The 21,297-nt window shown below is 73.8% G+C and carries 17 protein-coding genes; 6 read left to right on the forward strand and 11 right to left on the reverse strand.

The genetic code is table 11. The features are described from left to right. The first annotated feature begins 126 nt into the window (after positions 1–126). The 4 genes from IE251_RS16805 (at position 127) to IE251_RS16820 (ending at position 3,944) form a co-directional block, all read left to right on the forward strand. Positions 127–1,677, forward strand: a complete 1,551-nt coding sequence (locus IE251_RS16805) for an APC family permease (RefSeq protein ID WP_189753778.1) — start codon at positions 127–129, stop codon at positions 1,675–1,677. Between the two features lie 640 nt (positions 1,678–2,317). Beyond that, positions 2,318–2,941: a nucleotidyltransferase family protein gene (locus IE251_RS16810; protein WP_229896803.1), complete on the forward strand. Its 624-nt coding sequence runs from the start codon at positions 2,318–2,320 to the stop codon at positions 2,939–2,941. Beyond that, positions 2,938–3,216 carry a BON domain-containing protein gene (locus tag IE251_RS16815; RefSeq protein WP_189753780.1) on the forward strand — a complete coding sequence of 93 codons (279 nt, stop codon included), beginning with the start codon at positions 2,938–2,940 and terminating at the stop codon, positions 3,214–3,216. Before IE251_RS16810 ends, IE251_RS16815 begins: the two co-directional genes overlap by 4 nt. Continuing rightward, entirely contained in the window at positions 3,213–3,944 is a 732-nt protein-coding gene (locus IE251_RS16820) for a metallophosphoesterase family protein (RefSeq protein ID WP_189753781.1), read from the forward strand. Before IE251_RS16815 ends, IE251_RS16820 begins: the two co-directional genes overlap by 4 nt. 37 nt (positions 3,945–3,981) lie before the next feature. Here the strand turns inward: IE251_RS16820 and IE251_RS16825 are convergent, their stop codons facing one another. From IE251_RS16825 to IE251_RS16865, 9 genes are all read right to left on the reverse strand, one after another. Next, positions 3,982–5,229, reverse strand: coding sequence for an MFS transporter (locus IE251_RS16825; RefSeq protein ID WP_229896823.1), 1,248 nt, complete (start codon positions 5,227–5,229; stop codon positions 3,982–3,984). Between the two features lie 352 nt (positions 5,230–5,581). After that, positions 5,582–6,571 (reverse strand): aldo/keto reductase, encoded by a 990-nt coding sequence (locus tag IE251_RS16830; RefSeq protein ID WP_189753783.1) that lies wholly within the window; start codon positions 6,569–6,571, stop codon positions 5,582–5,584. Positions 6,572–6,732: 161 nt separating this feature from the next. Further along, positions 6,733–8,136 (reverse strand): CLIPPER-2 domain-containing protein, encoded by a 1,404-nt coding sequence (locus tag IE251_RS16835; RefSeq protein WP_189753784.1) that lies wholly within the window; start codon positions 8,134–8,136, stop codon positions 6,733–6,735. A gap of 383 nt (positions 8,137–8,519) precedes the next feature. Then, positions 8,520–9,746 carry a cytochrome P450 family protein gene (locus IE251_RS16840; protein ID WP_189753785.1) on the reverse strand — a complete coding sequence of 409 codons (1,227 nt, stop codon included), beginning with the start codon at positions 9,744–9,746 and terminating at the stop codon, positions 8,520–8,522. Positions 9,747–9,857: 111 nt separating this feature from the next. Continuing rightward, a complete protein-coding gene (locus IE251_RS16845) occupies positions 9,858–11,069 on the reverse strand; it encodes a cytochrome P450 (RefSeq protein ID WP_030788288.1) in 1,212 nt (403 codons plus the stop codon). Continuing rightward, positions 11,066–11,728, reverse strand: coding sequence for a GTP-binding protein (locus IE251_RS16850; protein ID WP_373302010.1), 663 nt, complete (start codon positions 11,726–11,728; stop codon positions 11,066–11,068). The genes IE251_RS16845 and IE251_RS16850 overlap by 4 nt, the downstream gene beginning before the upstream one ends. Continuing rightward, entirely contained in the window at positions 11,709–12,071 is a 363-nt protein-coding gene (locus tag IE251_RS16855; protein ID WP_189753787.1) for a DUF742 domain-containing protein, read from the reverse strand. Before IE251_RS16855 ends, IE251_RS16850 begins: the two co-directional genes overlap by 20 nt. Then, positions 12,068–12,475 carry a roadblock/LC7 domain-containing protein gene (locus IE251_RS16860; RefSeq protein WP_189753788.1) on the reverse strand — a complete coding sequence of 136 codons (408 nt, stop codon included), beginning with the start codon at positions 12,473–12,475 and terminating at the stop codon, positions 12,068–12,070. The genes IE251_RS16855 and IE251_RS16860 overlap by 4 nt, the downstream gene beginning before the upstream one ends. After that, a complete protein-coding gene (locus IE251_RS16865) occupies positions 12,472–14,238 on the reverse strand; it encodes an ATP-binding protein (protein WP_189753789.1) in 1,767 nt (588 codons plus the stop codon). Before IE251_RS16865 ends, IE251_RS16860 begins: the two co-directional genes overlap by 4 nt. 260 nt (positions 14,239–14,498) lie before the next feature. On the opposite strand from IE251_RS16865, the gene IE251_RS16870 reads away from it, so the two are divergent. Together IE251_RS16870 and IE251_RS16875 are read left to right on the forward strand one after the other, a co-directional pair. Further along, the gene (locus tag IE251_RS16870) at positions 14,499–15,350 is read left to right on the forward strand and encodes a hypothetical protein (RefSeq protein ID WP_189753790.1); all 852 of its coding nucleotides are present in this window, start codon (positions 14,499–14,501) and stop codon (positions 15,348–15,350) included. 76 nt (positions 15,351–15,426) lie between these two features. Further along, on the forward strand, positions 15,427–18,801 hold the full coding sequence (locus IE251_RS16875) for a pyruvate carboxylase (protein ID WP_189754012.1): 3,375 nt from the start codon (positions 15,427–15,429) through the stop codon (positions 18,799–18,801). A gap of 838 nt (positions 18,802–19,639) precedes the next feature. Here IE251_RS16875 and IE251_RS16880 read toward each other — a convergent pair. Both IE251_RS16880 and IE251_RS16885 read right to left on the reverse strand, forming a co-directional pair. Beyond that, positions 19,640–20,608, reverse strand: coding sequence for an NHL repeat-containing protein (locus tag IE251_RS16880; protein ID WP_189753791.1), 969 nt, complete (start codon positions 20,606–20,608; stop codon positions 19,640–19,642). A gap of 167 nt (positions 20,609–20,775) precedes the next feature. Then, positions 20,776–21,234 (reverse strand): hypothetical protein, encoded by a 459-nt coding sequence (locus tag IE251_RS16885; RefSeq protein WP_189753792.1) that lies wholly within the window; start codon positions 21,232–21,234, stop codon positions 20,776–20,778. Positions 21,235–21,297 lie beyond the last annotated feature (63 nt).

Consider the following 21,297-nt stretch of genomic DNA (forward strand, 5'->3'; position numbering starts at 1 on the left):
GATCGGCTAGCGTCATTCCCCGTTCAAATACCGGCTGGTTTGCCGGTTCGGCCTGCGAATTAAAGGTGCTTGACGGGTGATCTGAACCACCCTCAACCGAAAACGCAGCATTTAGCGTCCTGTGTCATGACACAGACGGCGATGAGGCCGGACGCCCGCGACACGGCACCCGGCGACGGAGTACGGGGCAAGGGCCTCGGCGGCAATTCCATCGGCCTGCTGGGCAGCGCGGTCATCGGCCTGTCCACCGTGGCACCGGTCTACTGCCTCACCTCCACGCTCGGCTCCACCGCCGGCGAGGTCGGACTGCACATGCCGGCCGTCTTCCTCGCGGGCTTCCTGCCGATGCTGCTGGTGGCCTTCGCCTACCGGGAGCTGAACAAGGCCGTGCCCGACTGCGGCACCTCCTTCACCTGGACCGTCAAGGCGTTCGGCCCGCACGTCGGCTGGATGTGCGGCTGGGGCCTGGTCATCGCGACGGTGATCGTGCTGTCCAACCTCGCCGGCGTCGCCACCACCTACTTCTGGCTGCTGGCCGGGGAGATCACCGGCAGCGACGCGGTGGCGGGCCTCGACGGTGACAAGGCCGTGCACATCCTCACCTGTCTGGCCCTGATCGCCGCCGCCACCGCGGTCAGCTACCGGGGCATGACCACGACGAAGGGCGTGCAGTACGCGCTGGTGGGACTCCAGCTCGTGGTGCTCGCCCTCTTCGTCGTCCTGGCCCTGGACAAGGCCCGCACCGGCGCCTTCCCCGGACACACCGGCTTCTCCTGGTCCTGGCTCAACCCCTTCGCGGTGGACTCCTTCGCCTCCTTCAGCGCCGGACTGTCCCTGTCGATCTTCATGTACTGGGGCTGGGACACCTGCCTGACCGCCAACGAGGAGACCGTCGGAAGCGAGAAGACACCGGGCCGGGCCGCCCTGATCGCCATGGTCGTGCTGGTCGGCTCCTACCTCGTCACCGGCGTCGCCGCCCAGATGGCCGTCGGCTCCGGCACCCACGGCCTGGGCCTGGCCAACCCGGACACCTCCGACAACGTCTTCGCCGCCCTGGCCGGCCCGGTCATGGGCCACCTCTGCGGCATCCTGCTCTTCGCCGCCGTCCTCGCCTCGGCCGCCGCCAGCCTCCAGACCACCTTCATCCCGGTCGCCCGCACGGTGCTCGCCATGTCGACGTACCAGGCCCTGCCCGCCTCCTACGCCCGCGTCCACGAGCGGTTCCGCACCCCCGGCCGGGCCACCGTCACCGCCGGCGTCGCCACCGGCGTGTTCTACGCGGTGATGTCGCTGCTCAGCGAGCACGTCCTGGTCGACACCATCTACGCCCTCGGCCTGATGATCTGCTTCTACTACGCGCTCACCGCGTTCGCCTGCGCCTGGTACTTCCGCCGCGACCTCACCCGCTCCGCCCGCGAAGCCCTGTTCAAGGGCTTCTTCCCGGTCCTCGGCGGCATCCTGCTCACCGCCGTGTTCGGCAAGACGCTGTACGACATGTGGGACCCGGCCTACGGCAGCGGCTCCGCCGTCCTCGGCGTCGGCTCCGTCTTCGTCATCGGGGTCGGCCTGCTGGTCCTCGGCGCGGTGATCATGCTGGTGATGCGGCGCCGCGACCCGGCCTTCTTCCGGGGGCAGGTCCTCACCGCCGGCACCCCGGCGCTCGTCGTGGAGGACTGAACCACTCCTTCGGGCGCCGTGTCGGGGGCGGCGCCCCGGGTACCCGTACCACCCCCGGGCCGATCCGGCCGCCCGGGGTGCGAGGGTGCCGAATGGAGAGGTCATGACGCACGACGGGGAGGACACCGCGCCCCTGCGGCGAGCGGAGGTCACCGAGCTCCGGCTCGCCACCGACGGGCCGCGCCACACGCCCGGGCCCGTGGAACCGCGACAGACGCCCGCTTCCGGGCCGACGGGGGCGGGGACCGCTCGCGCTTCCGAGCCGACGGTTTCGACGGGAGCGACGGGGTCGATGGGGTCGCTGAGGCCAGGACCGGCCCGCGCTGCCGAGCCGACGGGCCCGAGGGGGCCGGAACCGGCTTCCGCCGCCGAGCCGACGGGTCCGACGGGAGCGATGACGGGACCGCCGTCGGGGCTCGCTTCCGCCGCCGGTCCCACCGATCCCACCGAAGCGAGGGCCGCCTCGGCCACGGATCCCACGGAACTGCCGTCCGCCCCGCCTCCGAACCGTCCCGGGCCCCGGCCCGCGCCGGCCTCGGACCCCGCGGTGCAGGGGCCTGGCACGGCCTCCGGTCGGCCGGATCAGCCGGAGCCGCGATCCGCGTCGGCGTCCGGGGGCGCGGAGCCGGGCCCCGCGCCCGTGCCGGATCCGAGCGAGCCGCCGCCCGTGTCCGGGCCGGACCCGGCGGAGCTGCCGCAGGACCGCAGCCAGGCGATCCTGGAGGCCGCGAAGCAGATCGGCGCCCTCCTCAAACGCGCGGGTCACCCCTTCGCGCTCGCCGGCAGCGTGGCGGTCTACGCCCACGGCGGCAGCCGCTACCTCCAGCACGACGCGGACTTCGCCATCCTCCCCGACGACGCCGAGGCGGTGGCCGCCACCCTGCGGGAGGCCGGACTCGGCGTGCGGCTCCCGCCGGAGGACTGGCTGATCAAGACCACGTGTCACGGGCAGAACGTCGACATCATCTTCTCGCTGGCCCACCAGCCCGTCACCCGCGAGATGCTCGACCGGGCCCACGTCCTGCCGGTCGACTCGGTGCTCATGCCCGTCCTCAGCCCGACCGACCTGATCCAGAGCCTGATCAGCGCCTTCTCCGAGCACTACTGCGACTTCGGATCGGTCCTGCCGGTGGCCCGCGCGGTGCGCGAGAAGGTCGACTGGGACGCGGTCCGCGCGGCCTGCGGCGCCGAGCCCATGCCCGCCGCCTTCCTCTTCCTCCTCGAACGGCTGAACGTGATCGACGCCCAGGAGGGCCAGCCATGACCGACACGAGCCCGCCGCCCCCGCCGGCGGCCGGGAACCTGGACTACCGCGTCGCCCACCTCGCCGAACACCTCGCCTCCGGGGAGCTGGGGGAACTCGGCGTACGACTCGAACTGCGCGGCGACGTCGTCCTGCTCACCGGCACCGTGCCGTCCACCCAGTGCCGGGACGACATCCTGCGCATGGCCCGCGAGGAACTGGCGGGGCATCCCGTCCACAGCGACCTGCTCATCGCCGGGACCACCTCGCCCGACCACGGAGAGGACCTGACATGATCCGCGTCGCGGCCGTCGGGGACATACACATGGGCCCCGAGAGCCAGGGCACGCTGCGCTCCGCCTTCGAGACCCTGCCCGGGTGCGCCGACGTGCTGCTGCTCGCCGGCGACCTCACCCGGCACGGCACACCGGAGGAGGCCGCGGTCGTGGCCCGCGAGATCAAGGACCTCGGGGTGCCCGTCGTCGCCGTACTCGGCAACCACGACCACCACGACGAACGGCCCGAGGAGGTCACCGCGATCCTCCGGGACGCCGGCGCCCACGTCCTCGAAGGAGAGGCCGCCGTCGTCACCGCCGACGGCGCCCGGATCGGGGTCGCCGGGACCAAGGGCTTCGGCGGCGGCTTCGTCGGCCGCTGCGCCGGGGAGTTCGGCGAACCCCTCATGAAGGAGTTCGTCCGCTACAGCCGCCGGTGCGCCGACGGCCTGCACGGCGCCCTGAAGGACCTGGAGGAGCAGGACTGCGACGTACGGATCGCGCTGACCCACTTCTCCCCGGTGCCGGACACCCTGGCCGGGGAGCCGCTGGAGATCTACCCGTTCCTCGGCAGCTATCTGCTCGCCGAGGCGATCGACACGGCGGGCGCCGATCTCGCGGTCCACGGCCACGCCCACGCCGGCACCGAGCACGGCATGACCACCGGAGGGGTGCGCGTCCGCAATGTCGCCCAGCCGGTGATCGGGCAGGCGTTCCACGTGTACCACCTGTTGGGCACGGCGCCCTGACCCGGGGCACGGCCCGTCCTGGACGGACCGGGGCCCGTCAGGCGGCCGTGCCCAGGGCCTCGCGGCCGGTCATATCGCCGTCCTTGGCGGCCAGCGGCACCGGCACCGGCCCGCCCCGGCGGCGCACCAGCAGGCCCGCGCCGATCGACCCGGCGATGAGCAGTCCGCCCGCGACCAGGGCGCCGCGCGCCCCGGCCCACTCCATCAGCAGACCCAGCAGCGGCGGACCGCCGAGGCTCCACACCGTGCCGATGCTGCTCCACACCCCGAGCACCCGGCCGCGCAGATGCGGCGGCGGGTCGGTCTGGAGCACGGCCGTACCGGCGGTGTCGGAGACGGACTCCACGACCGCCATCGGCAGCACCAGCACCAGCAGCACCGCCAGCGACGGCGACAGACCGGCCACCACCTGGAGCAGCGCGCCGGCCGCCGCGAGCAGGCCCACGGTCCGCACGGACGGCTTGCGCAGCCGGGCGCCGAGGACCGCGCCGATGATGCCGCCGACGGCCAGCACGGTGGACACCGTGCCGAACGCCCCGGCGCCGCCCGCGAGCGGCCCGGTGACCAGGACGGCGAGGGTCAGGCCGTAGTTGCGGCCGAAGACGGAGCTGAGACCGGTGATGCCCGCGAGGGCGACCAGCCGGGGCCTGCGCGCGAAGAAGGCCAGGCCCTCCCGTACGCCCATCTCCGCGCGGGCCGGCGCCTCCCGCGGCCCGGCCGCCGTCCCCCCGGCGGCCCCGGGGGCCGGCCGCAGGAACGGCACCACGGAGGCCACGAACAGGAACGACAGTCCGTTGGCGGCGTACGCGGAGGCCGTGCCCAGGAAGCCGACGGCGATCCCGGCCAGGGCGGTCCCGGCCAGCCGGCCCGCGCTGTGCACCAGCGCGCCCACCCCGATCGCCGACGGCACGTCCGCCACCGGCACGAGATCGTTGCCGAGCAGGGCACAGGCCGGCCCGTCGACGGTGGCGATGACGCCGGTCACGGCGGCCAGTACCAGCAGGGCCGTCATGTCGATCCGGTCCAGCGCCACGAGCAGCGCCGTGGTGAAGGCGACCGCGCCCAGCAGCGTCTGACTGACGGCGACCGTCAGCTTCCGGGGCCAGCGGTCCACGACCGCGCCGCCGAGCAGGCTCACCAGCAGCGCCGGGGCCGCCTGGACGGACATCGACAGACCGGTTGCCGCGGCCGAGCCCGTGATGTGCAGCACGAGCAGGTTCTGCACGGTGAGCTGCATCCACGTACCGGCGTTGGAGACGAAGTTGGCCGCCGACCACCAGCGCATGCCGCGGTGGCGCAGGGAGCGCCACGGCGAACGGGAGGCCGGGGCGTGGGCGGAGAGGGGCACGGCGGAGGCAGAGGGCACGGCGGGGTACTCGACAACCAAGGGTCAGGAGAGACCGGCGGGCTCCGTCGGGCCGGCTGCGTCGCACGGCCGGGCCGCCTGGTCAGGGCGCCGACCATGGTGGCAGACGGGACGGCCGAGTCGTCGCCACACCGCCTGCGGAACGGGCCCGCGGAGCCGGGAAAACGCCCTCCGAGCAGGCCCGTCACCCCCCGCGTGGGGTTCCTCACAGACCCCCGTTCCCTCGCCCCGGCGCTGCTTGGGCGACCGGGGCTGCCGCCGCGGAGGCCGCCTACAGGTTGATGGCGCGCATCCCCGCCTCGTCGTACCGCTCGCCCGCCGGCTCGGGCAGCTCGGCGTCGATCCGGGCCAGGTCCTCCGCGGTCAGCTCGATGTCGGTCGCGGCGGCGTTCTGCTCCAGGTAGGCGCGGCGCTTGGTACCCGGGATCGGCACCAGGTCCTCGCCCTGGGCCAGCACCCAGGCGATGGCCAGCTGGGCCGGGGTCACGTCCTTCTCCGCGGCGATCTCCTTGACCTTCTCCGCGAGCCGCAGGTTCGCCGCCAGGTTGGCGTCCGTGAAGCGCGGGTTCGTGCGGCGGTAGTCGTTCTGGTCCAGCTCCTCGGCCGAGGCGAAGCGGCCCGCGAGGAAGCCCCGGCCGAGCGGCGAGTACGGCACGAAGCCGATGCCCAGTTCCCGGCACGCGGGCAGCACCTCGGCCTCCACGTCCCGCGACCAGAGCGAGTACTCGCTCTGCACGGCGGTGACCGGGTGCACGGCGTGGGCGCGCCGGATGGTCTCCGCGCTCGCCTCGCTCAGCCCGATGTGGCGCACCTTGCCCGCGGCGACCAGCTCGCCGAGCGCGCCGACCGTCTCCTCGATGGGCACGTTCGGGTCGACGCGGTGCTGGTAGTACAGGTCGATGTGGTCGGTGCCCAGGCGCCGCAGTGAGCCCTCCACCGAGCTGCGGACATGCTCGGCCGAGCCGTCCTGCGGGCCGATGGTGCTCATGTCGCCGGGCACGGCGCCGTCCATCCGGTAGTTGAACTTCGTGGCGATCACATACTCGTCCCGGCGCCCCTTGACCGCCTCGCCGACCAGCGATTCGTTGGTGAGCGGGCCGTACAGCTGCGCGGTGTCCAGGAAGTCGATCCCGAGGTCCAGGGCCCGCCGGATGGTCGCGATCCCCTCCGCGCGGTCGGTGGAGCCGTAGAAGGCGGACATCCCCATGCATCCGAGCCCGATGGCCGACACCTGAAGATCCCGCAGACTGCGCTTGTGCATGGGGTTCCCTTTCGCACAGGGGTTGTCGTCTCATCGCCGACGCTACGAGCTGGAGCGCACTCGAAGTCAAGACGGACCCGGCATGCGGGTGGCGGCAGGGCCCCGGCGCCGTTCGGGACGGTGCCGGGGCCCTGCCGGTGTGCCTCAGGCGGGGTCGGTCGTCACCCGCGTGCCGCGCACGGGTCACAGCAGGACGGGGCCGGTTCGACGCAGATGGTGACGGAGTCGGTGTTGTCGGAGGTGTCCGGCTCGGTCTCGTTGCCGGTCACCGTGGCGGTGTTGGTGAGCGGGCCCGCCTCCGTGGCCTTGGCGCGCAGGACGAGGGACGCGGTGGCGCCGTCGGCCAGGTCGCCGACCGCCCACTCGCCGGTCGCCGGGTCGTACGTGCCGGACGCGCTGTCGGCGGACAGGAAGGTCAGGCCGTAGGGGAGTTCGTCGGTGACGACGACGCCGGTGGCCTGGTTCGGTCCGGTGTTGCGGACGGTGATGCGGTACGTCACGGTCTGGCCGACGGTCACCGTGGTCGCGTCGGCCGACTTCGTCACGTTCAGGTCGGCCGCCGGAAGGACCTCGGTGATCTGCTCGTCGGACGTGGCGGTCAGCGGCTCCGGGGTGCCGCCGAGCCGGTTCTCGTAGGTGGCGGTCGCGGCGTTGCTGATCTGCGAGCCGCCGGCGGACCGGTCGATGACCACCCGGTACTCCACCGTGGTGCCCGCCGGGACGGTCTCGGTGCTGGGCAGACTGCCGCCCTGCCCGGCGCTCGCGCCGTTGCCCAGGTGGAAGACGACCCTGTTCGTCTCCTCGTCGAAGTACGCCTGGTCGTCGCCCTGTTCGTCGGTCTTCGGGCCCGCGTTCGGGCCGTCGATGATACGCAGGGACCCGGGCACATACGTCGTGCCCTCCGGGATGTCGTCGGCCAGCACGAGGTTCTCCGCCGGGCCGCCGCCCTCGTTCTTCGCGGTGATGCGGTAGGTGATGACGTCACCCACCTCCAACGGCCCCGCCGGGATGGCGGACTTGGTCAGCTGCACGAAGGGAGCGGTGCCGAAGAAGACGCCGTCGAGGAAGTTGCCGATGCCCCGGTTGCCGCCGGCCGCGGAGACGGAGCGGAAGGCGAAGCGCGTCACCGTCTGTCCCGCCGGGACGGTGTAGGTGCCGGTGTAGTAGCCCCAGGAGGTGTTGCCGTCGGTGAAGCGGCGCTGTTCCACCGGTGAGGCCGGCGAGCCGATGTCCAGGGCCATGGTGTCCTGTCCCAGCCGGCCACGGTGGTAGAGCCGCCAGTACAGCGTGGACCCGGGCGTGGTCGGCAGGTCCTGGTAGAGCGTGGCGACCTCGTTGGCGTTCAGCTCGGCGAACTGCTCGCCCTCGGCCGCCGGCACGCCGTTGAACCCGGACCGCCACAGCTCGATCATGTGGTCGGACGCGGTGGTGCGCCAGCCCGGGACGTACTTGGGCGCCTGCGTCTGCGAAGCGTCCGGCAGGATCTCGTAGTTGGTGACGGTGGGCCGCTCGAAGCCGCCGTTGACGAGCGCGACCCGGAGCGGAGCGGCGGGAGGTGTGGTCATGGGTCTTCCCCTTGCGTCGGCGTTGCTGGAGTGCGCCCCCCACCGGCCGTACACGCGCCGGAGGCGACGCCGGAACGCCAGCCAGAGCAGCGCATCCGCGTGACCTCGGGAAGAGACGGCCGAACGGCTCTCGCCAACCTGGTGCGGCGGGTTTGGACCGCCGTCCGCCGACGCCGCTTTCCCCCGGTCGCCCGTCGCCGCCGGGACGGTGCCACTCCGGTCACCCACGTATACGTGACACCAGGCGTCAGCTCAGCCGTGGCCGAAAACGCCGGCTCATCTGCGTGCCGCTCACCCTTTCCCGGGATGATTCGGGGAGCGTGAAGTTGACGCCCTCGGTGCACGGTACCGCTGCCGTGCGCCGAGGGCGCTGAGCCGGTGCGCTAGGGGTTGAGTCGTACAGGCAGTTCGAAGAGGTCGTTCTGGGTGACCACCGGCTTGTTGCGCAGCTCGCTCGCCGGTACCGCGAGGTCCAGGCCCGGGAACCGGGCGTACAGCGCCGGCAGGGCGATGCCCGCCTCCAGCCGGGACAGGGCGGCGCCGGGGCACACGTGCGGGCCGTGGCCGAAGGAGATGTGCCGGTTGCGCGTCTCACGGGTGATGTCGAAGCCGCCCGCGGTCGGGCCGTGCGCGTTCTCGTCGCGCCCGATCGCGCCGTACGACACGATCAGCGCGTCCCCGGCCGGGATCACCTTGTCGCCGACCGGCACGTCCTCGGTCGCGAACCGGATCAGGACGTGCGAGGTGGGCGTGGAGTAGCGCAGCGTCTCCTCGATCACCGCGGACCAGTCGGCCCGCCCGGACAGCACCAGGGCGCGCTGCTCGGGGTGGGTGGAGAGGTTGACGACGGCGTTGACGATCAGCGAGATCGTCGTCTCGTGGCCCGCCGCCACCATCAGCTGGAGGGTGGAGACGATCTCCTCGTCCGTGAGCCGGTCGCCGTCCTCCGCCGCGAGGATCAGCGCGCTGGTCAGATCGTCGCCCGGCTCGGCCCGCTTCGCCGCCACCGTCTCGGCCATGATCCCCGCCAGCTCGGCGAGGGTCGCCCCGACCTCCTGCGGCGGGGTCTGGGTGGAGAAGAACTTCTCGAACAGCACCTTCAGCCGGGGCAGCCGCGCCTCCTCGATCCCCATCAGGTCGGCGATCACATACATGGGCAACGGATAGGCGAAGGCCGACTTCAGGTCGACGGTGCGGCCGTCCGCGGGCAGCGCGTCCAGCAGGTCCTGGGTGAGCTTCGCTATCCGCTCCCGCATCCGCTCCACCCGGCGCGGGGTGAGCGCCTGCGCGACCAGCGTGCGCAGCCGGCGGTGGTCGGCGCCGTCGACGGTGAGCATGGAGCGGCCCGGGTTGGCCAGGCCGATCAGCGGCCAGTCCGCGGGGATCTCACCGCGCCGCCAGGCCCCCCACACGTTGATGTCCTTCACCAGGCGCGGATCGGTGAGCAGCGCCTTGGCCTCGGCGTGGTGGGTGACGGCCCACACCGGTACGCCGCCGGGCAGTTCGACCGCGGCGAGCGGACCGGCCGCGCGCAGGGCCGCGCTCTCGGCGTCCAGGTCGGTGACGAAGGGGTCCAGGGCGATGCGGGGTGCTGCGGTACCGGTCGTCATCTGACGTGCCTCCCATGGCTGGGGTCGTAAGTGCGCGGGTACGGCGCCGGTCCGGGGAGGACACCCCCCGGACCCCCGGCCGCACGACGCACCGGCCGGGGCGACGCGGGATCAGCGGGCTGGTACGGGGCTGAACCGGACGGGCAGTCTGGTCAGTCCTCTCAGCCAGGGCGAGGGCCGCCGGGTGAGGGAGTCGGCGGGTACCGCCAGATCGATGTCCGGCAGCCGGTCCAGCACCACCTCGATGCCGGTCCGCGCGATCACCTCGGCGACCTCCTGCGCGGGGAACGGGCAGCGGTGCTCACCGTGGCCGAAGGAGAAGTGCGCGTTGTTGCCGCCGGTCAGCTCCGAGGCGTCGGTGCGCACCTGCGGATCGGAGTTGGCGCCCTGCAGACCGAGCAGCAGCAGGTCACCGGCCCGGACGGCCCGGCCGCCGAGGCGGGTGTCACGGGCGGCCCAGCGGCCCGCCACGTTCTGTGTGGGCGTGTCCTCCCACAGCACCTCGTTCATCGCCTCGGCGACGCTGTTGCGCCCGCCGAACAGGGAGGCGGCGAACCGGTCGTCGGTCAGCATCAGCCGCAGCGAGTTGCCGATCCAGTCCGCGGTCGGCTGGTGCCCGGCCGCCATCATCACCATCAGGTCCTGGACGATCTCCTCGTCGCTGAACCCGCTGTCGTCGGCGAGCATCCGGGAGACCACGTCGTCCGCGGGCTCCTTCCTCCGGTCCGCGACCAACCGGGCCATGGAACCGGCCAGATGCGCCTGCCCGGCCAGCGCCCGCTCCCGGCCGTCGATCATGTCGTTCAGGGCGGTGACCAGCCCGGGGCCCTCCTCGTCGGAGAACCCGTAGAGCCGGGCCAGGACCCGTACCGGCAGCAGCATGGCGTACTGCGCGATCAGATCGGCCTCGCCCGCGGCGCACAGCGCGTCGATCAGCTCGTCCGCGAACCGCTCGGCGTGCCCGCGCATCTCGAACGGGTCCACCGCCTCCAGCGCGTTGCTCACCATCGCCGCGCGCTGCCGGTGCCGTTCGCCGACCGTGTAGAGGATCGACGGCTGCTTGCGCCCGATCATCGGCAGCAGCGGCCAGTCCGCGGGGATGTTCTCCCACTGGTTCCACAGGTCCGAGTCCCGGCTGAACAGCACGGGATCACCGGTGACCTGGTGCAGTTCCCGGTAGCCGAGCACCAGCCAGGCCGGGATGTCACCGTCGAGCAGCACCGGCACCACGGAGCCGTGGTCGCGCCGCATCTCCCGGTACAGGCGCGCGGGTTCGGTCTGGAACCGGGGACCGCTGAGCGGGACGGCGTCGGGGGTGGTCACACGAACTCCTGTCGGGGCAGGCCCGCCCGCGCGGACGGGTCGGCGTACCGGTTCTTCACGTGCTGCACCAGCGTGATCAGCACCTGCTTGCCCGACTCCCGGGAGCGGGCGTCGCAGTCGACCAGCGGCACATGCGGATCCAGGTCGAGGGCCTCGCGGACGTCCCCCCCGGCCCGTACCGGACCGCCGAAGTCGTTGCAGGCCACGATGAACGGCGTGCCGTGGTGCTCCAGCCGGTCGATGGCGTACCAGGAGTCGTCGATCCGCCGGGTGTCGACCAGGACGACCGCGCCGAGCGTGCCGGTGAACAGCCGGTCCCACAGGAACCAGAACCGCTCCTGGCCCGGCGCGCCGAACAGGTACAGCACATTGCGCGCGTCCAGGGTGATCCGGCCGAAGTCGAAGGCCACCGTGGTCGCGGACTTGCCGCGCACCTGGGCGATGTCGTCGATGGCCTCGCCGGCCTGGGTCATCGTCTCCTCGGTGTTGAGGGGACGGATCTCGCTGACCGAACGGACCAGCGTGGTCTTGCCGACGCCGAAGCCACCCACGACCACGATCTTGAAGCCTTGGTCGGCGGTGGCACCCAACGGGGTGCTCCCCCGCTCTCGGCTCCGCTCGAGCGGGGGGACCCCCATGTCAGAGGTTGCGTAGTCCAACGAGCACCTGCTCCAGGATGTCGGGATCGGTGATGGCCGGCCGGCGCGGGTGCCGGGCGCTGATCCGGCCCGCCGCCAGCAGATCGGACAGCAGGACCTTGGTGATGCTCACGGGCAGCCGCAGCTCGGCGGCGATCTCCACCACCGAGGTGGGGGACTGGGCCAGCTTCAGGATGGCCACGTGCTCCGACTGCATGCCGGCCGTCGGCTCCGACTCGGCGACCACGAGGGTGACCAGGTCGAAGGGGTTGTCGGGGTCGGACCGGCTGCGTCCCTGGGTGATGGTGTACAGCCGGTCGGGAGCGTCGTCGCGGCCCGGACGGTTCCTGCCGGGTCCGCTCATGACGTACGGGGCAGGGCGGTCAGGTACGTGCCGAGCTGCTCCACCAGCTCGCTCATGTTGTGCCCGACGACTCCGGCGTCCGCGTCCTCGGTGGTGACCACGGCCAGATGGGCGCCGGCGCCCGCCTCCACGATGAACAGCACACCGCCGTAGAACTCGGTCATCGCCGAGCGCACCCCGCCGCTGCCGTCGCCGAACTCCACGGACGCGCCGTGCGACAGCGACTGGATGCCGGCGGCGATCGCGGCCAGCTGGTCGGCCTGGTCGACGCTCAGTTCCGGCGTCCGGCACAGCTTCAGCCCGTCCCGGGACAGCACGAGCGCGTGCCGCGCACCCGGGGTCCTCTCCAGCAGGCCCTCCAGGAGCCAGGTGAGCTTGTCGTCGGCGGTGGTCGGGCCGGTCATGAAGTGGTGTCGCCTTCCGGGTGCGAGTGCGAGTGCGAGTGGGTGTGCGAGTGGCTGGGCGTGTGCGGGTGGGAGGGCGCGGGGGAGCCGCGGTCACCGGTGCCGTACGAGCCGTGTTCACCGGTGTCGGTCCGGCTGTCGTCGGTCGGCCCGGCTACGGCGGCCCGGTCGTCCGGGTTCGCCGGGGTCACGGCGGCGGGGCCGTCCGGCGTCGGCGCGTCGGAGGGGCCGGACAGGCCGGACGGATCGGTCGAACGGGCCGGGGGCCCCTCCTCCGACGGGCCGGCCGCGGGCGCGGGCCGCGGGCCCGAGGGTGCCGACGGGCGGACGGCCTGGCGGAAGCTGCTGAAGCGGGCGGCGCGGGCCTTGCCCTCCTCCGCGGTCGGCGCGCTGCGCGGCCCGCTGTCGGACGCGGACCGGGCGCGCTCGGCCTCGGCGAGCGTACGGCCCCGGCGCCGCTTGGGCAGCCCGGCCGGGCCCGGTTCGGCCGGCGCGGCCGACTCGTGGACCGGGGCGGCCTCCAGCGCGGGCGGCGGCGGTACGGGCGTCACGCTCTGCGCGGGCGTCGCGTTCCGCGGGGTCGTCACGCTCTGCGCGGGCGGGGCCGCGGCGGCCGGCTCGGCCGGGGCGGGGCCGGTCAGGATGGACTGCGGGATGAGCATCAGCACGCCCGTGCCGCCGCGCGCGGAGGGCCGGAACGACACCTTGAGCCCGTGCTTGCGGGAGAGGCGGCCGACCACGGCGAGCCCGAGCCGGGTGCCGGTCAGACCGCCCAGCCCGGAGACGTCCCCGGCGACCGCCCGCTCGGCGCGGCGCAGCTGCACATCGCCCATCACCAGCCCGCTGTCCTCCACCGACACGATGGCCCCGGCCGGCACCTCCTCCACGTACACGTGGACCTCGGCCGTGGGCGGCGAGAAGTTCGCGGCGTTGTCGAGGAGTTCGGCGAGCGCGTGCATCACACCCTCGGCGGCGTGCCCGGCGACGGCGGCCTCGCTGGTCGAGTGCACCCGCACCCGCCGGTACCCGGCGATCCGGCCCATCGCACCGCGCAGGATCGACTCCATGCTGATCGGCCGCGCCCACCGGCGCCCCGAACGCGCCCCGGTGAGCACGGCGATGGAGTCCGCGAGCCGGCCGGCCTGGGCGGTGCGGTGGTCGAGGTGGAGCAGATCGTGCAGCACGTCCTCGTCGGTGTGCCGTTCCTCCATCGCCCGCAGGTCGGCGAGCGTGGCGGTGGCCAGGGCCTGCATCCGGGCGGCGGCGTTGGAGGTCGCCGAGATCGCGGCCGACCGCTCGCGCCGGGCCTGCTCCAATTCGTCCGCCAGCCGGGCGTTCTCCTGCCGGAGCCGGTCCAGCTCCCGGGTGCCCTCGGCGACCAGGCGGTCCCGTTCGGCGGTGAACGACTCCGTCAGCTCCGCGCGCTGCCGGGCCAGTTCGTCCACGAGCCGCTGCTGTTCCCGGTGCGCCTCCTCGGTCGTACGGGCCTGCTGCTGGAGCAGTCGTCCGACGTCCTGGGTGACACCCTCCAGCCGCTGCCGGGTGTCCCGCGCGGTGCGCCGCGCGTGCGCGGCCGTGGCCACCGCCGCGCTGAGGACGACCGCCGCCACGGCTCCGCCGCCGGCGAGCGGGGTGCGTGCCGCGCCCGGCGCCACCGCCACGGCCGCGCAGACCGCGAGCGCCGACAGCACACCGGTGACGGCGAGGGCGGAGACGAACGTACGGAGGGAGGGTCGGTCGCCGGGGTGCGTGGGCGCGGTCATCGGTCCGGTCTGGTCCTCATGCGGCTGGGAGACATGGCACAGGTCGTGAATTCGCGGTCACTATACGAGAGTTCGTGATCAAAAAAGAACAGAACCCCATGGGTTCATGGTTTCCGCCGGTCATCCGTGCCGAGATCCCGGTACCGGGGGACGGATCAATGGGGGCGAAGGTTGCCTCTCGGTACCTGATTCCCATGGTGGGACTTGCCACCCTTTAAGGATCTTGACGCCCCCCGTTCCGGATCGCTGAACTGTCACCGGTGATCGATGAAGGACCCACCCGGCGGGCCCGCGCCACGCTCGCCCGGCTCGTCCGGTGCGCCGGGCGCACGCTCGGCACCGAGTGGCACGGCATCGTCGTCGACCCGGTACGGCGGCTCGCGCGGCGCGGACTGTCCGGGCTGCTGCTCGCGTTCGTCACCGCGTCCGGTGTCGTCTTCTTCCACGACATCGCCCAGCACCCCGCCGGAGCGGTGTGGGTACGACGGCTCGGCGGCGTCCAGGCCGACCTGCCACTGTGGCTGTCCCTGCTGCGCACCCCCGTGTCCCTGTACGTCCCGGCGCTCGACCTGCCGGTGTGGGCGGGCATCACCCAGCTGTTCCTCGCCTTCGCCCTCGCCGAACTGACCCTGGGCCGGGCCCGGACCCTGGCCATCGCCTACACCACCACCCTGGCCGGCACCCTCACCGCCCGGCTGATGATCGCCCTGGGCCCCGGCTGGTGGGGGTTCGGGCTGCCGCCCGAGGCCGGGCGGGTGCTCGACACCGGACCCTCCGCGGCCGTGGTGGGCCTGTTCACCTATCTCGCGGTGGTCCGGCGCGCCCCCGTGGTGTTCACGCTGACCGGCGGCTCGATGGTGTGGGAGTCCATCGCCGTACCCAACCTGGCGGGCCGCGAACACCTCGTCGCCGTGGCCGCGGCCGTCGTCCTCGGGCTGCCGCACGGCCGGGGCGAGCGGCTGCGCACGGCCGTACGGTCCCGGGTCCGACGCCGGTCCGGCCCGGCGGGACCGGTGCCGCCGGTGACCGGCCGGCCCGGCGCGTCCCTGTGGCGCCGGCCACCCCGCCGGTGTGATGGTTTTCGCACCTCGACCCGTACGGGCAGCCCCTAGGGTTTGCCGCGAGTGACGGCAGGGCGGGCCGAGGCCAGGGTGTTCGTCGCCGACAGGCAGCTGAAGGGAATCCATGATGTTCCGCAAGGTGCTGGTCGCCAACCGTGGAGAGATCGCGATCCGCGCGTTCCGGGCGGGCTACGAACTCGGCGCGCGTACCGTCGCCGTCTTCCCGCACGAGGACCGCAACTCACTGCACCGGCTCAAGGCCGACGAGGCGTACGAGATCGGGGAGCCGGGGCATCCGGTGCGGGCCTACCTCTCCGTCGAGGAGATCGTGGCCGCCGCCCGCCGGGCGGGCGCCGACGCCGTCTACCCGGGCTACGGCTTCCTGTCCGAGAACCCCGAACTCGCCCGCGCCTGCGAGCGGGCCGGCATCACCTTCGTCGGGCCCGACGCGGACACGCTGGAGCTGACCGGCAACAAGGCGCGCGCGGTCGCCGCCGCCCGCGCCGCCGGCGTGCCGGTCCTCGGCTCCTGCCCGCCCTCCACCGACGTGGACGAACTGGTGCGCGCCGCCGAGGACATCGGCTTCCCGGTCTTCGTCAAGGCGGTCGCGGGCGGCGGCGGTCGCGGCATGCGCCGCGTGGAGGACCCGGACCGGCTGCGCGAGTCCATCGAGGCCGCCTCCCGCGAGGCCGCCTCCGCCTTCGGTGACCCGACCGTCTTCCTGGAGAAGGCCGTCGTCGAGCCCCGCCACATCGAGGTGCAGATCCTCGCCGACGGCGAGGGCAACGTCATCCACCTCTACGAACGCGACTGCTCGGTCCAGCGCCGCCACCAGAAGGTCATCGAGCTGGCCCCCGCGCCCAACCTGGACCCCGAGCTGCGCGACCGGATCTGCGCCGACGCCGTCCGCTTCGCCCGCGAGATCGGCTACCGCAACGCCGGCACCGTGGAGTTCCTCCTCGACCGCGACGGCAACCACGTGTTCATCGAGATGAACCCGCGCATCCAGGTCGAGCACACCGTGACCGAGGAGGTCACCGACGTCGACCTGGTCCAGGCCCAGCTGCGCATCGCCGCCGGCGAGACCCTCGCCGACCTGGGCCTGACCCAGGACACGGTCACCCTGCGCGGCGCCGCCCTGCAGTGCCGGATCACCACCGAGGACCCCGCCAACGGCTTCCGCCCCGACACCGGCCGGATCAGCGCCTACCGCTCCCCGGGCGGCTCCGGCATCCGGCTCGACGGCGGCACCACCCACGCCGGTACGGAGATCAGCGCGCACTTCGACTCGATGCTGGTCAAGCTCACCTGCCGGGGCCGCGACTTCCAGGCCGCCATCGGCCGGGCCCGGCGCGCGGTCGCCGAGTTCCGCATCCGCGGTGTGGCCACCAACATCCCCTTCCTCCAGGCGGTCCTGGACGACCCCGACTTCCAGGCGGGCCGGGTCACCACCTCCTTCATCGAGCGGCGCCCGCACCTGCTGACCGCCCGGCACTCCGCCGACCGCGGCACCAAGCTGCTCACCTACCTCGCCGACGTCACCGTCAACAAGCCGCACGGTGAACGGCCGGAGCTGCCCGACCCGCTGACCAAGCTGCCGCCGCTGCCCGCCGGCGAGCCGCCCGCCGGATCCCGGCAGCTCCTCGTGGACCTCGGCCCGGAGGGCTTCGCCCGGCACCTGCGCGAGTCGCCGGTGCTCGGCGTCACCGACACCACCTTCCGCGACGCCCACCAGTCCCTGCTGGCCACCCGGGTACGCACCAAGGACCTCCTCGCCGTCGCCCCGGTCGTCGCCCGCACCCTGCCGCAGCTGCTCTCCCTGGAGTGCTGGGGCGGCGCCACCTACGACGTGGCGCTGCGCTTCCTCGCCGAGGACCCCTGGGAGCGGCTGGCCGCCCTGCGCGAGGCCGTCCCCAACCTCTGCCTCCAGATGCTGCTGCGCGGCCGCAACACCGTCGGCTACACCCCGTACCCGACCGAGGTCACCGACGCCTTCGTGCAGGAGGCCGCCGCCACCGGCATCGACATCTTCCGCATCTTCGACGCCCTCAACGACGTCGGCCAGATGCGCCCCGCCATCGACGCCGTACGGGAGACGGGCACCGCGATCGCCGAGGTGGCCCTCTGCTACACCGGCGACCTCGGCGACCCGGCGGAGCGGCTCTACACCCTGGACTACTACCTGCGCCTGGCCGAGCGGATCGTCGACGCCGGCGCCCACGTCCTCGCCATCAAGGACATGGCGGGCCTGCTGCGCGCCCCCGCCGCCGCCAAGCTGGTCTCTGCGCTGCGCCGCGAGTTCGACCTGCCCGTGCACCTGCACACCCACGACACCGCGGGCGGCCAGCTCGCCACCTACCTCGCCGCGATCCAGGCCGGTGCCGACGCGGTCGACGGCGCGGTGGCCTCCATGGCCGGGACCACCTCCCAGCCGTCGCTGTCCGCGATCGTCGCCGCCACCGACCACTCCGAGCGGCCCACCGGGCTCGACCTCCAGGCGGTCGGCGACCTGGAGCCGTACTGGGAGGGCGTCCGCAGGATCTACGCCCCCTTCGAGGCGGGCCTCGCCTCGCCGACCGGCCGGGTCTACCACCACGAGATCCCCGGCGGCCAGCTGTCCAACCTGCGCACCCAGGCCGTCGCCCTCGGCCTCGGCGACCGCTTCGAGGACATCGAGGCGATGTACGCCGCCGCCGACCGCATCCTCGGGCGCCTGGTCAAGGTCACCCCGTCCTCCAAGGTGGTCGGCGACCTCGCCCTGCACCTGGTGGGCGCCGGGGTCGCACCGGAGGCCTTCGAGGCGGACCCCGGCACGTTCGACATCCCGGACTCGGTGATCGGCTTCCTGCGCGGCGAGCTGGGCACTCCGCCCGGCGGCTGGCCGGAGCCGTTCCGCACCAAGGCGCTCCAGGGCCGTGCCGCGCCCAAGCCCGCGCCCGAGCTGTCCGCCGAGGACCGCGAGGGGCTGGCCAAGGACCGGCGGCCGACCCTCAACCGGCTGCTGTTCCCCGGCCCGACCCGCGAGTTCGAGACGCACCGCCAGTCCTTCGGCGACACCAGCGTGCTGGACAGCAAGGCGTTCTTCTACGGCCTGCGCCCCGGCAAGGAGTACGCCGTCGACCTGGAGCCCGGGGTCCGGCTGCTGATCGAGCTCCAGGCGATCGGCGAGGCCGACGAGCGCGGTATGCGCACCGTGATGTCCACGCTCAACGGCCAGCTGCGGCCCATCCAGATCCGGGACCGGGCCGCCGCCTCCGACGTCCCGGTGACGGAGAAGGCCGACCGGAACAACCCGGGCCATGTCGCGGCGCCCTTCGCCGGTGTGGTGACCCTGGCCGTCGCCGAGGGCGACGCGGTGGAGGCCGGCGCCACGGTCGCCACCATCGAGGCGATGAAGATGGAGGCCGCGATCACCGCCCCGAGGGCGGGCCGGGCCGCCCGCCCGGCCATCAACCGCGTGCAGCAGGTGGAGGGCGGCGACCTGCTGGTGGAGATCGTCTGACGCGCACGGGCACGGGCCCGAGGCCGGGTACGGCCACGGGGGCGGACAAGGGCAAGGGCGTGGGCACGCGCCCGCGTCCGCCCCCGTACGTCCGCGCCGGCGTCCCTGCGCCCGCGCCGGTGTCCGTGCCCCCCCGCGGCCGGTTTCCGGCCCGTGGCCGTCCGCCGTGGCCAGGCACGGGAGGCGTCGCGGAGGCGCCTTCGCGGCAGCGCCGCCGACGAGCCGCACTCGTTCACCGGCCGGTCTGCCGCCCGTACCGGCGTTTGGTCCGTACCCGTCCGTCGGCAGGTCTGCCTCCCGTGCCGCTGTCCGGGCCGTATCCGTCCGCCGACGGGCCGCACTCGTCCGTCGGCCGGTCTGCCGCCCGCACCGGCGTTTGGTCTGCCTCCCAGCACCGCTGTCCGGGTCGCACTCGTCCGCCGACGGGCCGTACCCGTCCGCCGGTCGGTCTGCCGCCCGTACCGCTGTCCGAGCCGTATCCGTCCGCCGACGGGTCGCACTCGTACGCCGGCCGGATCGCCCCCCGCACCGCCGATCGGGCCGCACTCGTCCGCCGACGGGCCGTGCTCGTCCGCCGACCGGTCTGCCTCCCGCACCGCCGGCCGGGCCGCCTCCCGCACCGCCGGCCGGGCCGCACTCGTCCGCCGACGGGCCGTGCTCGTCCGCCGACCGGTCTGCCTCCCGCACCGCCGGCCGGGCCGCCTCCCGCACCGCCGGCCGGGTCGCACCGTGCCGCCGACAGGCCGTCCGTCGGCCGTCCCATCCGGGCCGCGGGTCCGCCGTGGCCGGTCCCGTGGCCGGTCGCTCCCGGTCGGGGCGGGTGGGCGGCCCGGCTCGGCTACAGGCGGCCGAAGTGGTACCGCAGGCGGGCCAGCAGCAGGTTCGGGTCGCGTTCGGTCCGGTAGGCGGCGCCCGGGACGTAGACCGTACGGCCGCGTACGGCGACTGCGGACGGGCCGGCCAGCCCGTCCGCCTCGGTGAGGACGACGGTGTGTCCGCCGTCGCGCCGGACGAGTACCACCTGGTCACCGCTGTTGACCGCGGCCAGGACGGTGCGGCCGGCGCCGGGGAAGGCGAAGTCGTCGATGCCGTCGAGCCCGCGCGCCCGGGTCTCCGGCGCGCCGGCGGAGCCGTCCTCGCCCACGGGGATGCGCAGCAGCGTCCCCCGGTCGGTGTTGGACACCCACACGGAACCGCGGTGGACCTTGACGCCGTTGGCGCCGAAGCTCCCGGCGCGCGACGGCCGCAGCTCCGCCCGGTGCGCCCAGGCGGTGGCCGGGCCGCCCGCCGTGGGCACGCGCCAGACGGTGCCGCGCACCGAGTCGGCGGCGTAGAGCACGCCCCGGTGCCCGTCGAGGGCCAGGCCGTTGGGGAACCCGTCGGGCGGCAGCGCGGCGATCTGCACCGGGGCGGCGCCGGGGGAGATCCGCCAGACACCGGTCGCCCGGGTACCGGTGGCGTAGTTGACGTACAGGGTGCCGTCGGGGGCGCGGACGATCCCGGTGACGGCGGCGCCGCCCACGAGCGGGGTCCGCGGGCCGGCGACCGCGGGCAGCTCGGCGCGGGTGGTGCGGGTCCCGTCGGGGGCCACCCGGACGACCGTACGGGCGGAGGCGAAGGTGAGGTCGGCGGAGCCGTCGGGTTCCAGCGCGATGTTCTCGGGTCGCTGCCCGGCGGCCGGGTCGAAGCGGGCGACGACACGCGCGTCGCCGACGGGCGGCTCGGTCCCGGGGGCGGGCGCGGCGGCGACCAGGCCGAGTGCGAGCGCGGCCGTGGCGGCACCGGTCAGGCGGGGGCGTCGGGGCATGTGACCTCATTTCGGTCGGCGCGCGGGGCGCCGGCGTGCGGGGCCACACCAACATGACGGTGGACGGACCGCCGCCCGCGGGAGCCGGGGCCGCGGGTTCGCCCGCGCGGACCACCCGGGCGCGCCGTACGAGGCACACCCGGGCGGCATCCGGGCGCGGCGGGCGGTCAGTCCCAGAGCGGGTAGGTCATGACCTGCTGGTAGCCCTCCGGGCGGTCGCCCGGGTAGGTGAGGCTGATCCGGGTGTAGCGCTCCATGCCCGGGTGTTCCTTCCAGGGCTTCGCGCCGCCGAGCCGCACGGTCACCGGGTAGGCGTGGAAGGTGCCGGCCGCGCAGTACGGCTCGCAGTCGTTGACGACGTTCACGCCCACGGCGGTCGCCCCGTCCGGGCTCCACTCGGACCAGCGCAGCCCGCTGAGACGGCTGTTTCCGTCGCCGCAGGCCAGGATGAAGTCGATGGGGCGTACGGTGCGCTGCCACAGGCAGTCGACCAGGACGGGCCGTTCCGCCCGGGTGTGGTGCGGCGCCGCGGCGTCCGGCGGACTGGCCGAGGCCGTCGTCATGGCCGCTGTCAGCAGGGCTCCCGCCGCCAGGGTGACCGTCGTTCCCACCACTGATGCGCGCATCGCCGCTCCCGCCCGTCGTGCTTGGTCCGAACGCGTGCCCCCGACGCTACGACCGTCCCGCCG

It is taken from the genome of Streptomyces eurythermus, assembly GCF_014649115.1.
Classification (GTDB): domain Bacteria; phylum Actinomycetota; class Actinomycetes; order Streptomycetales; family Streptomycetaceae; genus Streptomyces; species Streptomyces eurythermus.